The sequence below is a fragment of the Lysinibacillus sp. NPDC056185 genome (assembly GCF_047737915.1).
Lineage (GTDB): Bacteria > Bacillota > Bacilli > Bacillales_A > Planococcaceae > Lysinibacillus.
This window is the reverse complement of sequence record NZ_JBLLLQ010000054.1, coordinates 1-15,728: the sequence shown is the minus strand read 5'-3', so window position 1 is coordinate 15,728 and position 15,728 is coordinate 1. Positions and strand designations below refer to the sequence as shown.

At 33.7% G+C, this 15,728-nt stretch carries 16 protein-coding genes and 1 pseudogene; 10 read left to right on the top strand and 7 right to left on the bottom strand.

What is annotated here, in order from left to right; genetic code table 11:
• The 4 genes and pseudogenes from ACMZ42_RS26095 to ACMZ42_RS26080 form a co-directional block, all read right to left on the bottom strand.
• Positions 1-555: pseudogene (locus ACMZ42_RS26095) on the bottom strand (hypothetical protein); the annotation flags it as partial.
• 551 nt (positions 556-1,106) lie between these two features.
• On the bottom strand, positions 1,107-2,258 hold the full coding sequence (locus ACMZ42_RS26090; protein WP_415733294.1) for a hypothetical protein: 1,152 nt from the start codon (positions 2,256-2,258) through the stop codon (positions 1,107-1,109).
• A gap of 506 nt (positions 2,259-2,764) precedes the next feature.
• Complete coding sequence (locus ACMZ42_RS26085) at positions 2,765-3,919, bottom strand: hypothetical protein (RefSeq protein WP_415733293.1); 1,155 nt, start codon at positions 3,917-3,919, stop codon at positions 2,765-2,767.
• 511 nt (positions 3,920-4,430) lie between these two features.
• Positions 4,431-5,576 carry a hypothetical protein gene (locus ACMZ42_RS26080; RefSeq protein WP_415733292.1) on the bottom strand — a complete coding sequence of 382 codons (1,146 nt, stop codon included), beginning with the start codon at positions 5,574-5,576 and terminating at the stop codon, positions 4,431-4,433.
• A gap of 412 nt (positions 5,577-5,988) precedes the next feature.
• On the opposite strand from ACMZ42_RS26080, the gene ACMZ42_RS26075 reads away from it, so the two are divergent.
• From ACMZ42_RS26075 to ACMZ42_RS26065, 3 genes are all read left to right on the top strand, one after another.
• Positions 5,989-6,654, top strand: a complete 666-nt coding sequence (locus tag ACMZ42_RS26075) for an HAD family hydrolase (protein ID WP_415733291.1) — start codon at positions 5,989-5,991, stop codon at positions 6,652-6,654.
• A 409-nt stretch (positions 6,655-7,063) separates the two neighbouring features.
• A complete protein-coding gene (locus ACMZ42_RS26070; RefSeq protein WP_415733290.1) occupies positions 7,064-7,228 on the top strand; it encodes a hypothetical protein in 165 nt (54 codons plus the stop codon).
• Positions 7,229-7,480: 252 nt separating this feature from the next.
• A complete protein-coding gene (locus ACMZ42_RS26065; protein WP_415733289.1) occupies positions 7,481-8,131 on the top strand; it encodes a DUF4085 family protein in 651 nt (216 codons plus the stop codon).
• A 456-nt stretch (positions 8,132-8,587) separates the two neighbouring features.
• On the opposite strand, the gene ACMZ42_RS26060 is transcribed toward ACMZ42_RS26065, so the two are convergent.
• On the bottom strand, positions 8,588-9,163 hold the full coding sequence (locus ACMZ42_RS26060) for a TIGR00730 family Rossman fold protein (protein WP_415733288.1): 576 nt from the start codon (positions 9,161-9,163) through the stop codon (positions 8,588-8,590).
• Positions 9,164-9,306: 143 nt separating this feature from the next.
• Between ACMZ42_RS26060 and ACMZ42_RS26055 the strand changes: the two genes are divergently transcribed.
• The 7 genes from ACMZ42_RS26055 (at position 9,307) to ACMZ42_RS26025 (ending at position 14,114) form a co-directional block, all read left to right on the top strand.
• Positions 9,307-9,624, top strand: a complete 318-nt coding sequence (locus tag ACMZ42_RS26055) for a MazG nucleotide pyrophosphohydrolase domain-containing protein (RefSeq protein WP_370082693.1) — start codon at positions 9,307-9,309, stop codon at positions 9,622-9,624.
• Between the two features lie 25 nt (positions 9,625-9,649).
• On the top strand, positions 9,650-10,093 hold the full coding sequence (locus ACMZ42_RS26050; RefSeq protein ID WP_370083357.1) for a GNAT family N-acetyltransferase: 444 nt from the start codon (positions 9,650-9,652) through the stop codon (positions 10,091-10,093).
• Positions 10,094-10,264: 171 nt separating this feature from the next.
• Positions 10,265-10,534, top strand: a complete 270-nt coding sequence (locus ACMZ42_RS26045) for a CPCC family cysteine-rich protein (RefSeq protein WP_370083356.1) — start codon at positions 10,265-10,267, stop codon at positions 10,532-10,534.
• 212 nt (positions 10,535-10,746) lie between these two features.
• Complete coding sequence (locus tag ACMZ42_RS26040) at positions 10,747-12,024, top strand: IS110 family transposase (RefSeq protein WP_415733287.1); 1,278 nt, start codon at positions 10,747-10,749, stop codon at positions 12,022-12,024.
• Positions 12,025-12,480: 456 nt separating this feature from the next.
• Positions 12,481-12,963, top strand: a complete 483-nt coding sequence (locus ACMZ42_RS26035) for a CcdC family protein (protein WP_415733286.1) — start codon at positions 12,481-12,483, stop codon at positions 12,961-12,963.
• 228 nt (positions 12,964-13,191) lie between these two features.
• On the top strand, positions 13,192-13,401 hold the full coding sequence (locus tag ACMZ42_RS26030; RefSeq protein WP_402873417.1) for a DUF6440 family protein: 210 nt from the start codon (positions 13,192-13,194) through the stop codon (positions 13,399-13,401).
• A gap of 206 nt (positions 13,402-13,607) precedes the next feature.
• Positions 13,608-14,114: a hypothetical protein gene (locus tag ACMZ42_RS26025; RefSeq protein ID WP_370083351.1), complete on the top strand. Its 507-nt coding sequence runs from the start codon at positions 13,608-13,610 to the stop codon at positions 14,112-14,114.
• A gap of 80 nt (positions 14,115-14,194) precedes the next feature.
• Here ACMZ42_RS26025 and ACMZ42_RS26020 read toward each other — a convergent pair whose 3' ends face one another.
• Positions 14,195-15,367 carry a multidrug effflux MFS transporter gene (locus ACMZ42_RS26020; protein ID WP_415733285.1) on the bottom strand — a complete coding sequence of 391 codons (1,173 nt, stop codon included), beginning with the start codon at positions 15,365-15,367 and terminating at the stop codon, positions 14,195-14,197.
• A gap of 173 nt (positions 15,368-15,540) precedes the next feature.
• A partial coding sequence (locus tag ACMZ42_RS26015) for a hypothetical protein (RefSeq protein ID WP_415733284.1) occupies positions 15,541-15,728 on the bottom strand: 188 nt, incomplete at its 5' end.

Genomic DNA, 15,728 nt, shown 5'->3' with positions numbered 1-15,728 from the left:
GGCTATATACTCTTCAAATGTTTGAGGTTGCCACTTAGCTAATATATATGGTTTTGTGATTTTATCCATTTCTTTATAAATTTTATCAATTTCTTCAAATTTCTTTTCGACTTCTTCTTCTGTCATTTCATTTGACAATTCTTTTTGAAGCTTTTTCTTTTCATTAAACAATTTTTCTAATTTTGTTAGCTCTTCTTTCGTTACCTCTTTAGGTAATTCTTTTTTATAAGCTTCGAATGTGTAGAAATCTGAATAATCCTCTGCTACGTTACCTTCAACTGTGATTTCCTGTCCTTCTACGAAGTTCATTTTTTCTAGTTGTTCATCAGAAAATTTATAGAAGCTGATATAGTAGTTTTTACCATCCCTACCTTTTAGATCAATCCCATCTCCGTAGATGTATTTAATCGTTCCTGTAACTTGTTGTTCGATTTGAACAGTAACACCATTTGTTGGGTCTACTGCAGTAGCTCCTGCCTGAAGTGGTGTCAGAACAGCCATTCCTATTGTTAATGCTGAAGCAATCATCCAAGTTTTTTTAATCGGTTTTTTCATGATCATTTCTCCCTTTTATTTACTCTGGAAATTATCGTTTCCAATATTTAGACGTATTTCCAGTTAAGAAGGTTCGTTATTTTTTTAAAAATTTTAAAATATTCCATGTTAAGTACATAAATAGTTGTTCAAAGTTTGAGCAGTTTGATTATTAAAGCACTAATAGTACAAGGTTGTTGGAAAAATCTTATGAATAATAAATGCGTTGATAAAATTATATCAGCAGAAATTATTGCTAATAAAAGAATTGTTCCGTTTTTCTGTTTCACCTCAAATTAAAATTAGATTTAAGAAACTATCTATTGAGGGGATAGAAGTAGAAAACACTAGTAAAAGTATAAGTTAATGTTTTCTCTGTTCCAAAAGAGAAGGGGACTTATATCGGAAGTTGGGCAAAAGGAAGTTCTTCTTATATTTATTCTATAGAAGTAAACTGATTGTACTATGGTATAGATATTAGAAAAAATCCCGAAATATTTTTGTGGAATTAACAAAAAGAGGAATCCCAACAATCATCCTAAATGATTGTTGAGACACCTCAATGTTTTTCCTTATTGTGGAGTATATTCTTGTCCGTTAATTATTACTTTGGAAGCAGAGATTAAAATTTCCTTATTTGCTTTAAAATAGGGCTCTAAAATATTGTCAAATGCTCCCCATTTCTCTTCAATTTTTGCTTTGTCTTCTTTTATATCTAGCTTTAAGATTTCTTCATAAAGCTGTTTTAATTGCTTGCTATCCGCTTCGCTAACTTTGAATTCATAGTCAGCCATGAATTCTTCAAATGTTTGAGGCGTTATGAATTGACCAATGATGTAATATAAATCCTCCCATAGTTTTTCAGACAAATCAGCATTGTCATCTTTTTCTGCTTTTTGAGCATTATCATAAATATTTTTTAGTTTTGCTAAAGCTTCAGCAGGGATATCTAGCTCAAATCGTTCCATGAATTCTTCAAATGTTGGAGTTGGATAAAGTTTATCTAAATATGGTTGAAGGGTTATATTAAATTCGTTCATTTTTTCGTTAGCCTTTTCCTCTTGACCATCTTTTTCAAGTTTTACCCATTCTTCATAAATAACTTTAAGCTGTTTATTATCATTTTCTTCAATAACTATATTTTTTTCACTAAATCCGAAATCTGCTATAAACTCTTCAAATGTTTGAGATTGCGACTTAGCTAATATATATGGTTTTGTAATTTTATACATCTCTTCGTATATTTTACCAATTTCTTCAAATTTCTTTTCGAGTTCTTCTTCTGCTATTTCATTTGACATTTCCTTTTGCAGCTTTTTCTTTTCATTAAACAACTTTTCTAATTTTGTTAAATCTTCATTTGTTACCTCTTTAGGCAATTCTTTTTTATAGGCTTCGAATGTATAGAAGTCTAAATAATCCTCTGCTACGCTACCTTCAACTGTGATTTCCTGTCCTTCTACTAAGTTTATTTTTTCTATTTGTTCATCAGAAAATTTATGGAAGCTTATATAGTAGTTTTTACCATCTATGCCTTTTAGATCAAACCCGTCATCACTGATGCTTTTAATCGTTCCTGTAACTTGTTGTTCGATTTGAACAGCAATACCATTTGTTGGTTCTACTGCAGTAGCTCCTGCCTGAAGTGGTGTCAGAACAGCCATTCCTATTGTTAATGCTGAAGCAATCATCCAAGTTTTTTTTATAGGTTTTTTCATAATCATTTCTCCCTTTAATTTACTCTGGAACTTGTTGTTACCAATATTTAGACGGATTTCCAATTAAAAAGGTTCATTGTTTTTTAAAAAATTTTAAAACATAGTTGTATAGCATTAGAGTTTGAGGAGTCTGATTTAATAAAGCACCAACAGTACAAAGTACATATTATTGGAGAAATTTTATAAACAAAGAATGTGTTGATAAAATTCTACCACCAGAAATTATGGCAAATAAAAAATTTGTTCCGTTTTTGTTTCTAGTGAAATTTAAGAAACTACCTATTGAGGGGATGTAAAAGTACAAGGTAATGTTTTCTCTGTTTCAAAAGAGCAGGGGACTTATATTGGAAGATGTGCAAAAGGAAGTTCTTCTTATATTTTTTCTGTAGCAATAAACTGATTGCAGTATGGTATAGACTTAGGAAAAAATCTCTAATATTATTGTGGAATTAAAAAAAGAGTAATCCCAACAATCATCTTAAATGATTATTGGGATTACTCGATTCTTTTACTTATTGTGGAAGATATTCTTGACCGTTAACTGTTAGTTTAGAAGGTGAAATTAGAATTTCTTTATTTGCTTTGAAATATGGTTCTAAAATAATGTGAAATGCTTCCCATTTCTCTTCAATTTTTGCTTTGTCTTCTTTTATATTTAGCTTTAAGATTTCTTCATAAAGCTGTTTTAATTGGTTGCTATCCGCTTCACTAACTTTGAATTCATAGTCCGCCATGTACTCTTCAAATGTTTGAGGCGTTATGAATTGATCAATGATGTAATAGAATTCCTCCCACAAATTTACAGACTCATCAGCATTGCCATCTTTTTCTGCTTTTTGAGCATTATCATAAATATTTTTTAATTTTGCAAAATCTTCAGCAGGGATATCTAACTCAAATCTTTCGATAAACGCTTCAAATGTTGGAGTTGGATAAAGTTTATCAAAATACGATTGAAGGATTTTGTGAAACTCATTCATTTTTTCGTTAGCCTTTTCCTCTTGACTATCTTTTTCAAGCTTTACCCATTCTTCATAAAGAACTTTAAGCTGTTTATTATCATTTTCTTCTATAACTATATTTTTTTCACTAAAGCCGAAATTTTCTATATACTCTTCAAATGGTTCAGGTTGCCAAGTAGCTAAATAATATGGCTTAATAATTTTACCCATGTCTAAATAAATTTTATGCATTTCTTCATATATCTTTTCTGCCTCTTCAAACGCTTTATTTTCATCGGCTTTTGCAGCTTCTTTTTGCAGCTTCCTCGCTTCGTTAAACATTTCTTCTAATTTTGTTAACTCTTCATTTGTTACCTCTTTAGGCAATTCTTTTTTATAAACTTCGAATGTATAGAAGTCTGAAAAACCCTCTACTGCGCTGCCTTCAACTGTGATTTCCTGTCCTTCTACTAGGTTCATTTTTGCAATTTGTTCATCAGAAAATTTATAGAAGTTGATATAGTAGTTTTTACCGTCTCTACCTTTTAGATAAATCCCGTCATCACTGATTCCTTTAATCGTTCCTGTAACTTGTTGTTCGATTTGAACAGTAACACCATTTGTTGGTTCTACTTCAGTAGCCCCTGCTTGAAGTGGCGTCAGAACAGCCATTCCTATTGTTAGTGCTGAAGCAATCATCCAAGTTCTTTTAATCGGTTTTTTCATGATCATTTCTCCCTTTTATTTACTCTGGAACTCTCAGTTTCCAATATTTATACGGATTTCCAGTTAGAAAGTTTCGTTATTTTTCAAAAAATTTTAAAACATTTCATGTTAAGTACATAAATAGTTGTATAACATCCAAGTTTGAGCAGTCTGATTATATAAAGCACCAACAGTACAAGGTACATATGGTTGGGAAAATCTTATAAGTAATGAATGCGTTGATAAAATTCTACCACCAGAAATTATGGCTAATAAAAGAATTGTTCTGTTTTCGTTTTACCTCAAGTGGAATTAAAAATAGATTTAAGAAACTACCTATGGAGGGGATGTAAAAGTACAAAGTAATGTTTTCTCTGTTTCAAAAGAGAAGGGGACTTATATCGGACGATGGGCAAAAGTTAAAGGAAGTTCTCTTGTATAAAAAATCTCTGAATATTATTGTGGAATTAACAAAAAGAGGAATCTCAATAATCATCTTAAAATGATTGTTGGGACACCTCGATTCTTTTACTTATTGTGGAAGATAGTCTTGACCGTTAATTGTTACTTTAGAAGCTGAAATTAGAATTTCTTTATTTGCTTTAAAATAAGGGTCTAAAATTTTATTAAATGTTTCCCATTTCTCTTCAATTTTTACTTGTTCTTCTTTTTCATCTAGCTTTAAGATTTCATCATAAAGTTGTTTTAATTGCTTGTTATCCGCTTCACTGACTTCGAAATCAAAGTCAGCCATGTATTTTTCAAATGTTAGAGGCTTGATGAACGGATCAATGATTTCATAGAATTCATTCCATGTTTTTTCAGCTAATTCATCATTTTTAGCTTTTTCAGCTTTTTGAGCATCTTCATAAATAGTTTTTAGTTTTGCTAAAGTTTCTGTAGGGATATCAAACTCTTTACCTTCCATGTACTCTTCAAATGTTTGAGGTGGATAAAGGTCATCAATATATGGTTCTAGGATTTTATGAAGTTCATCATATTTTTCGTTAGCCTTTACCTCTTGACCATCTTTTTCAAGCTTGACCCATTCTTCATAAATAACTTTGAGCTGTTTTTTATCATTTTCTTCTATAACTATATTTTTTTCATTAAATCCGTAATTTTCTATATATTCTTCAAACGTTACAGGCTGCCAATTAGCTAATAGATATGGTTTTAAAATTTTATACATGTCTTCACTTATTTTCTTGATTTCTTCAAATTTCTTTTCAAACTCTTCTTCTGTCATTTCATTTGACAATTCTTTGTGTAATTTGATTTTTTCATTAAACAATTTTTCTAATTTTGTTAGCTCTTCTTCCGTTACTTCTTTAGGCAACACTCTTTTATAAACTTCAAATGTATAGAAGTCTGAATAATCCTCTACTAGATTTCCTTCTACAGTAATTTCATGTCCTTCAACTAAGTTCATGTTTGCTAATTGTTCTTCAGAAAATTTAATGAAACTGATATAGTAGTTTTTACTGTCTTTACCTTTTAGATTAATCCCGTCTCCGTTGATGTCTTTTATCGTTCCTGATATTTGTTGTTCGATTTGAACAGTAACACCATTTGTTGGTTCTACTGCTGTAGCTCCTGCTTGAAGTGGTGTTAGAACTGCCATACCTATTGTTAGTGCTGAAGCAATCATCCAAGTTCTTTTAATCGGTTTTTTCATGATCATTTCTCCCTTTTATTTACTCTAGAACTCTAGTTTCCAATATTTAGACGAATTACCAAATGAAAAGGTTCGTCTTTTTTTGAAAAAGTTTAAATATTTAAACATTTCATGTAAAGTGATTAAATAGTTGATAACAAAAAGTGACTTCAGAAGAATTAACGACAAGAAACTAAATTTGGTATGACGAAAATCTTGTATCTGGTGGTATTAACAATTGTCTTTATAGTATTAAAGCTCACGGATGTTATTGCATGGTCTTGGTGGTTAGTGCTTTTGCCAGCGATCATATCTTTTAGCATTTACGCATTAATTTTGGTGATGAAGTTAGTAATGGTGATGATAGCGGTAGTGGCAGTGAAAAAACGAAAAAGTTGTAGAATGAAGTTTTAAATAAAGGGGATGCAAACTAATGATTCAAGCGGTGATTTTTGATTTAGATGGAACATTGTTAGATCGTGATAGTTCAGTTCGCTTATTTACTGAACAACAATACGAGCGATTAAAGCCGAATCTATCACACATTTTAAAAGAGAACTATGTTCAACGCTTTATTGAGCTAGATAATCATGGCTATGTATGGAAAGATAAGGTCTATCAACAATTAATCGAAGAATTTTCTATTAAGTTATCTCCAAAAGCAATGTTAGAGGATTACCTGCAGGAATTTAAGCATTCTTGTATTCCATTTATAAACTTACAAAGCATGTTGCGCAATTTGAAGAAGCAAGGCTTAAAACTTGGCATGATTACAAATGGTTTTGGGCAATTTCAATTAGATAATATACGAGCGTTAGGAATTGAAGAGGTTTTTGACGTGATTCTTATCTCTGAATGGGAAGGCATCAAAAAGCCGGATGCAGAAATATTTGATAGAGCGTTATCTAAGCTAGAAGTGTCAGCTAATGAAAGTATGTACGTTGGGGATCATGCTTTTAATGATGTGGAAGCAGCTAAAAAAGTAGGGATGATGACTATTTGGAAACGAAATGATGCATGGCAAAGTGTTGAAGCGGATTACATCATTGAAAATTTAGTAGAAATTCAAGATATTTTAAAGGCTTTGCAAGGGACTTGAAAAGACTAAAACTCATATATTTTCTGATTTAGGAGAAAGAAAAGGGAAATGAAATCAGGAGGTTAAAAAAGAATTGTGGAAAATGAGTGTATGTCTTTTACTACTTCTATATTTTCAAATCAATCATGTGGAAGCAATTACTACTGATTAAGAAAAAATCTATTTAGAAGGTGGAGAGTATACAGAAGTTAATAAAGCAATTCAAGAAAGTGAAGCGGTTTTTAAACGTGATATCCCTTTACCAACACGACTTCCACCTATTACTTTCACTCATGTTTTTGGATCATTTAATCATAAACATCCTCAACTATCCATCCGATATTTGGTAGAGGATGCAGGTCGTACACATTATATAATAGAAATAACCGACAATGAATATGAACGTTCATTTCCAAAGGGTGCTAAAACAGTGAAATTACCTGATGGAAATGAGATGGTTTATTATAAAAGCTTAGATTTTGTCATTTCTAATATCGTGAAAAATGATTTTCAATACACTTTTATTGTTGATGAAGTCAGTGCAAATGCTATTACCGTTGATGGCATGGTGAAAATTATTAATTCTATGAGATAATGGGGAAGGCCAGTGATTCAAAATATTGAATACTGGCCTTTTTTGTTATATCTTTTAACTGCAAGGAACATTATTTAGTTGGAGCTATAAAAACCCCGCTTATTAAAATTAACTTACATCTTTATTGCATCAGTGTATACCCTCCAAAAACAACCAAATATTTTGCCGATTTCTCACAGGGATGATTTATTATTGGATGTATATTAAAATAAGATAAAGATCAACAAGAAATAACGAACGGGGGATTTTTAATTGAAATATTTCACTCAAAATTGGTATCGTGAAATGCAAGTCAATGGTTTTTTGACTTTCCCTGACTCTAAAGAAGATTGGGAAGAAAGTTTAAATTGGATAAACGAAGATGGGACAAGCTATATCGAAATGTTACAAGCAGAGTTGGAATGGCGAAAAAATGACTTATTAACATTCCTTCCAGCACCATTTCATCCATATATTTTAGATGGCTCTCTAAAAACTAAATATCCATCTAAAGAATTACGAAAAATGGCTGAAGAGTGGAATGAAAATTATCAAAGTCGTAGTCACGATTTAAGTAAACAGTATAAGGACCAATTTGAGGAAATAAAAGAGCAGCTCCCATCTCAAGTTCTTGAAATACATACAAAATCATTGCACGATGGAGAAGTATTATCTTTCTCTTCAACTGAATCTACAATTACGCTTACTATAGCTGGAACAAGTGTAGGTTGGTACGATACAAATGTAAGATTAACTTTTAGTGATATAGAGAAAAGTTCGATTCCAGAACAATTAGAAGGTTCTTGGTGGCTATATGATGAAATCTATAAAACTGAAACAGGGTTTGAATTACACGTATTATTTGACTGTCCACTTTGTGAATTAATGATACAGGCTAGGGAATTAAAGATTGAGACAGTATAAAAATAGTTTGTGATGAAATATACATAAGCAACGGAAGCATCTGTTACCAATAGATACACGCTATGTGAATTGGTTGATTGGAGTGGAGACTAAGTGACTCCTTGGGGATTAGCAATAGAGGAACGAAGGCTAAAACCATCACGTCCTGTGATAACGCCTTTGTGACCAACATCGTGTTGACCTCATCGGACGCCCCCAGGAAGCTTTGCTCTGTGCGAAAGCGAAGCGTCAGCAACAAATGTTTTATCTGTGCGAAAGCGAAGCGTCAGCAACAACAAAGCACTCGGCCGGAACGGAAATAAACCACTCGTTGTGCAGAATAGTCATATTTTATTTAAATCTCATAGATAAATGTAAAACAGCTGAATTCATAGATTTCAGCTGTTTTTCGAGTATGTAAGATAGTAACAAATCCAGTACAATACCCTATAGTTCCATGGTTAAAGAAGTCTGCATTCATTTATTCGTTTGATATGTTTTAACTGCAGGTGGAACATAGGCTGCACATTTATCTAATAGTCCCACAACATCTTCATCTACAAGAAGGGCGTTTCGAGATTTGGCTTGTAAAAATTGTTCGTTTTGCATATGGTCAAATAACTCAATGAGTAAATCGTAATAATGATTGATATTTAAAATACCACAAGGCTTTTGTAGAAGGCCGATTTGATTCCAAGTGAATACTTCAAAAAATTCTTCTAACGTACCAGGGCCTCCAGGTAAAGCAATAAAGCCATCAGCTAGTTCCATCATTTTGCTTTTGCGCTCATGCATAGAATTGACGACAATTAGCTCAGTTAAATGTTTATGAGAAATTTCACGTTCCTCTAACAACGTCGGAATAACCCCAATCACCTTGCCACCTTCACGAAGAACCGTGTCTGCAACTGTTCCCATCACACCTACACTCGCTCCGCCATAAATTAAGGTAATATTACGTTTTGCTAATTCTTTTCCTAGAAGAATAGCTCCTTCTTTATATGCCTCAGAAGCACCGATGCTTGATCCGCAAAATACTGCAATACTATCCATCATTGTTCCTCCATATCTGATAAGTATCTTTCCGCATTAACGGGCAGTGAACTGTAAGCGGGGGATGAAAAAACCCCACTGATTCACATTTCACTTTTATAGTATAATTTAATTTTGAGAGGAAAGAAATGGAGGAAATAGAAATGGAATTAAATGAGTTTCAAAAATGGCTAAAGGATTACTATGATACACGTGGTTGGTCTGATTTAAGTATTTTTACGCGTATTGGCTTCCTAGCTGAAGAAACTGGGGAAGTAGCGAGAGCTATACGAGCTTTAGAAATTGGTAGAGATCGACCAGATGAAAAGATTCAAACATATGAAGAAAATAAGCAAGAATTAGTAGAGGAGCTTGGAGACGTTTTAGGGAATATTATTGTTATCGCTAATAAATATGATATTTCACTGGAAGAAATTTTTTCAGCTCATAAGGAAAAGCTAATGGAACGTTATGAAGCATAGAAATACATATGGAAGGGGGATTCATATGGATTATCAAGTTGAGATTTTATTAGAAAATCAGGATGACTTTACTACGTTTTTAAATGCAAAGATTAAAGAGTACAACGATGAACATTCACCGTATCATAAAGAGAGTAGACAAAAGGGTTCTGTTCGTCCGTTAAACCTAATCGTAACCGATGATCAACAGCAATGGATAGGCGGCATCACTGCTGAGGTATATTGGGGATGGGTAGAAATCAATAAGTTTTGGTTTAGTGAAGAATACCGTGGAAAAGGTATTGGTGGACAACTACTGGTGAAAGCTGAAGAAACAGCCAAGCAAATGGGCGCTACGAAGGCATTGCTAACTACATATGACTTTCAAGCACGTACGTTTTATGAAGCGAGGGGCTATGAGGTTGTAGGTGAAATAAAAGATTATCCGCCTGGAAGTAGCTACTATACAATGGTTAAACATCAACTTTAAGTTTAGAAAGGCTGTCTGATTAGCTCTTTGTGACAGCCTTTTGTTATATCCTGATTTATCCTCAAATCACAACGAATTAATCCAGTAGGCTAGTAGAACAAAGATGAGAAAATTAATTTTTGTTAATGTATTATAGCATTAGTAAGATTATGAGTTTGGAGCGAATATCAAATGAGAAAGTATACTTGTCCTTGTTGTGGTTATAAGACTCTTGCAGAAGGAACACTAGACAGTTATGAAATATGTAAAGTTTGCTATTGGGAAGATGATTTCGTACAGAATGAGGACCCAGACTTTGAAGGTGGAGCCAATGAAGTATCTTTGAAGCAAGCGCAAAGGAATTTCAAGATTTACGGAGCAAGTGAGGAAAGGTTTAAAGACAGCGTTGTAGAACCAAGCCTTGGAGGATACGAGAAAGATGAAAATTTTAAATCTCTCTAGAGTTTTTTAGGGGATACTATGCTTTCTTTCACTGACGAGGTGCAAGAGTTTTAAGATCAAGCTACCGAATTCAAAGGTAGCTTTTCTTATTGAGCGAACGGGGCAGCATTCCTGTTTGAAAGATGTTCAGGGTCTTGAAAGAAAAAGAGTCCTCTAGTATGATGCTGAGTGTCAACGACCATTGATCCAACATCTACAAGGAGGACTCCTAAATGCATTCTAAAATGAATTACAAAATTAATCAAGTGACTGATAATACACTCGTCGTAGGTATAGACATAGCGAAGCGCGTTCATTACGCTTGTTTTGTCGATGAACGAGGACGCGTGATGAAAAAAGCTTTTGCTGTACATCAATCAATAGAAGGTTTTGAAAGTTTGTATGAAAAGATTCGACTAACGATGAAAGAAACTCAGAAAACAGAAGTAATTGTTGGAATTGAACCTACGGGTCACTATTGGATGAATTTAGCGTATTTTTTAGACCAATATGGAATCCCACTCGTCATGGTCAATCCAATGCATGTCAAACGTTCGAAAGAACTGGATGATAATTTACCGACAAAGCACGATAAAAAAGATGCGCTTGTCATTGCTCGTTTACTGAAAGACGGACGATTTAGTTATCCACGTTTATTAAAAGACATAAATGCTGAATTGCGCATTGGTTCTACCCTTCGTTCCAAATTAACGGAGGACTTAGCAAGTATTAAAAATCGAATCATTCGTTGGCTGGATCGTTATTTTCCAGAGTTTACTCAAGTCTTTCCGTCCTTTGGTAAGATGGCACTTGCCACCCTTGAAATGACTCCGTTGCCACAAGATATTGAACAGAAAAATGCTGAACAGCTTGTTTTTCTCTACCGTCAGGTAGAGGGGATGAGAGTTCCGCAGTTACCTAAAGCAAAGCTACTTATTGAAGCTGCGATAAACTCTATTGGACTGACAGAAGGAACAGAGATGGCCCGACGTGAAATCGCCACGCTCCTACGTCAGTATCGCTTATTAGAAAGCGAAATTGAATCTGTAAATAATCAATTAGCCGAAATGGCTAAAACAACGATGGAATATGATTTACTTGCATCAGTTCCAGGTTTAGGAGATGCGACGATTGTTGATTTACTTTCAGAAGTAGGATGTTTTTCACTTTATGAAAATCCACGCCAACTCATCAAACTAGCGGGATTAACATTACGTGAAAACTCATCTGGTCAACATAAAGGGCAAAAACATATCTCCAAACGAGGAAGAAAGAGACTTAGATATATTCTGTTTAAAGTAATAGTACCACTCATTCGTCACAATGAAGCATTTAAGCAACTTCATGAATATTACACAACACGTCAACAAAATCCTTTACGTGGAAAACAATCAATGGTGGTACTGTGTGGTAAATTACTAAAGGTATTACATGGTATTTGTAAAAAGAAAGTCCGTTTTGACGAGAAACATATGATGAAAGACCTCTACTGTCTCGCAGAGGCAGCGTAAACAAATTTTCTTCATCGAACTATAAAAAGAAGGATGACACGGAGAAGCCAGCAACATAACTAAACTTAGACCAAGAGTCCCCGGGGCAGCTTAGCAGGCCTCTGCCTTATGAATAGACCGAACGAAGGAATGTAAGCGCACTGACGCTAAGAGACATGGGAGGGTACGTCGTCATAAGCATCGCAGAGATCCATTGTGCATCAAATAGTGGACTAAAAAAGCTAATGATTTTCATTAGTTTTAGCGAAGCGTACGCTCGATTTGGTAATAAAAACTATAAATTCAAGTATAAGTTTAAAAAGAGATGAAAAAATATTTTTACTACATCACAAAGTGGTGAAAACCGTTGATACTTCAATGTTTATAGAGGGAGTTTAGTTGTATAAGGAAAAACATAGTCTTTGTTGAAATTTATGCAATAATAAATATATTAAAACATAATTCAGGGAGGTTTTTATGCAAACTGCAATACCAGCTACTTCTATGTTTCTAATTATTGGATTGTTCATTTTAGTTCGTAGAATCCGTTCTATGTACAAACCAACCAAAGGCAGAGGAGGGCGATTAATTCTTCCTCTTCTATTTTTAACACCAGGATTTTCATTTTTTCTAAACGCTTCTGGGGACGTCACATACCTTCAATTATCTATAGCAATTTTTTTAGGAGTGGGTTTTTCTATTCCTCTAATTTTATGGTCAGATTATGAAATACGAAATGATGGTTTAATTTATTCTAAGAAAAGTCCTGCTTTTATAATTACTTTCGCCCTTATAATTGCTTTACGTTATTATTTTCGACAACATATTTCTACTATCGAACCAGCTACACTCAATGTGCTAATTTTCTTACTTGCTATTTGTTATTTAATTCCTTGGAGAATAGCTTGCTATATCAAGTATAAAAAGGTTCTTAAACTAAAAAATACAGTCAGTTTTTAGAACTTCGTATATCTCTAACACCCTCCAAAATGAAACAAGAAGTATAAGTTTGTGAATAAATGTACTTAAACTAATAGGTGCTTTCGTATCATATGTTAATACAATGGGTAGTTTTCGAGAAAACGCTTACCTTTTATTGCTTTTGTAATAATCAACTGATAAGAGCTTAGTATAAAAAGGGTTATTCAGTAATAGCGTTAACATATAAATGAATATGGGGGCGAAAAAATGTTTAATAAAGACTCAGAGAAGAATAAAGGATCAAAGAAGAGATTTGAAGAAATCCTTACAGAAAATGGTGTGGCTAATGGAAACAGAATAATAGTAGATATAGAAACAGGAGTTCATTATTTATTTAGTTGGAGTGGATATGCGGGAGGAATTACCCCGTTATTGGATAAGGATGGAAAACCAATAATAAAACCAAATAATGAATAACATACTTTATCCTGTTCAACTATAGGGGCTTTAGTTAAATATTCGATATGCGAAATATAAAACATAAAAACAGAGTGGATTCTACACATCTTGTAGATTAACTCTGTTTTTATGTTTTATCAGCAACAATCTTTTAAAAATTTATAGCTAAAAGATGACTAAAAAAACGCCCTAATGTCAAACTTATAATAAAGGGGAGATTTAGCGTGTACTCGATATCAAACTTTAAATTACTTGTTGATAAGCAGACAGAAATTGATACTATTCATCAAAATTGTGACAATTTAATGCAGTCAACGGTAACGCCTAAAATGGATGCTGAAGTCAATACTTTGTTAGATGCCATTAATAAAAAACTAACCGAACAAGGCTTTACAATTACAGTGACATCTACTGGATTAATCGCAAAATATAGTGAAGCAGTTATTAATGTAGACAAGCATTCGAAAGATTTAGAGGAGTGCTTTTTTATTAATTTAAATAATTTTGCGGAGGATCAAGTTTCCATTGTTTTAGACGTTTCCGATACAATGATGCCGAAAATCTCGAATAATCTTGATGGCTATTCTGAGATAATCGAGCAAATGACTGATACTTTAAAGAACGCAAAAAGTCTCGAAAAAGCTTGTACTTCACCTAAGTTTATTTATAAAACGCAAAGCAATATTATTTTTCATTCTGCTGAAGAAGTAGTCAATTATTATTTTCAGTAAAGAAGCAGCCACCCTCATAGATATATAGGGTGGCCGTTACTGGAAGCGCTATTGATTATATATATTCCCGCTACAATATTTTAAACAATAAACTTTCTTCCGAATAATAACAGTATCATCGATAGGATGAAGAAATATAGTGGCATAATCGTCAATGAACCATTGTGCAGGAAACTCATTCCTGATGTTATTAAGCTTACAAGTAAGTAATAGCCTAAGCTGAAAATTGCGCCAGCTGTCCCGATAACGTCCTGAAAGTTGACAAGAGCAAGGCTTAAGCAATTAGGTAGAGCAATCCCTGATCCTAATAACGTTATAAAAATGGTCACTAAAATGCCCATTAGTAAGACAATATTAGGCAATGGTAAGGAACTAACGATTAGTAGTAATAAAGCGCCGACAGTCATCACAGAACAACCGAGATGAATTACTTTCTCCGGCTGATAGTTGCTGATGAGTCTTTTAGAAATCATGGCACCAATAATAGAGGCAAGCGCCACAATTATGCCAAGAAATCCATAAAGTCCTGGTGATAAATTGAAATGGTCAATAAAGATAAAGGGAGCTTCGGCATAGTAACTGAATAGCACACCATTTATCCCACCAATCAGCAATCCAAAGGCAAGTACCCGTGGAGATGAAATAATACGTTTTACAACTGGGAAAATAGCAATTCTTTTTCTCGTTGATTTATCTGTTGTTTCAGGAAGTCTAAAATAAGCGTAGATGAACAACAAAATACTCATCGCAACGAGTACAAAGAAAACAGCTCTAAAGCCAAATCCTTGATCAACCCAGCCACCAATTAGTGGCCCTACTGCAGGGGTAAAGGCAATCACCGCAGAAATTTGCGCAAACATAGCATGTCTTTGACTGCCAGATACGCTTTCTCGCAAAATGGTTTGCGTAATTATTGAGCCTGTTGCTGCCCCAAAAGCTTGTATAAATCTACTAACTAATAGAAAAGTAATAGTTTCTGCGTAAAAACACATGAAACTGCCAATACTATAAAAAATTAAACCGCCTAGCATGGCCGGTCTTCGTCCAATAAAATCAGAAAGCCATCCCCAACAAAAGACACCTATAGCAAACCCTATAAAATAAATACTTAAGGTTAACTGTACAGAGCGATTTGAAGCATTTAATGCATCTGAAATATCAGGTAGAGATGGTGTATAGATTGTCTCGCTAATCTGTGGAAAAGCTACAAGAACAATCATTAATAATAAAGATGGTGCTACATGTTTTTTCAACTTATTGCCCTCCTACAAGCAAAATCTACTTCTTTAGAAAAGAGTAGACGTAGCTAGGGAAACGGCGGGACCATTATAAGTATTCGTTCATAAGATGTCATTATTAATCACCTAAATATGCTTAAAGTAGGAGTGCATAGTCTAGCTTCTATTATAGAGATATTTGAAATTTTTTAAAGGGAAATATAGAAATATTTTCTATCACTTGCATACGTTAGGTCTTCATCAGAACGTGGGGGTGATTTCCGTTCCGGCTGGGCGCTTTGTTGTTGCTGACGCTTCGCTTTCGCACAGATAAAACATTTGTTGCTGACGCTTCGCTTTCGCACAGATAAAACATTTGTTGCTGACGCTTCGCTTT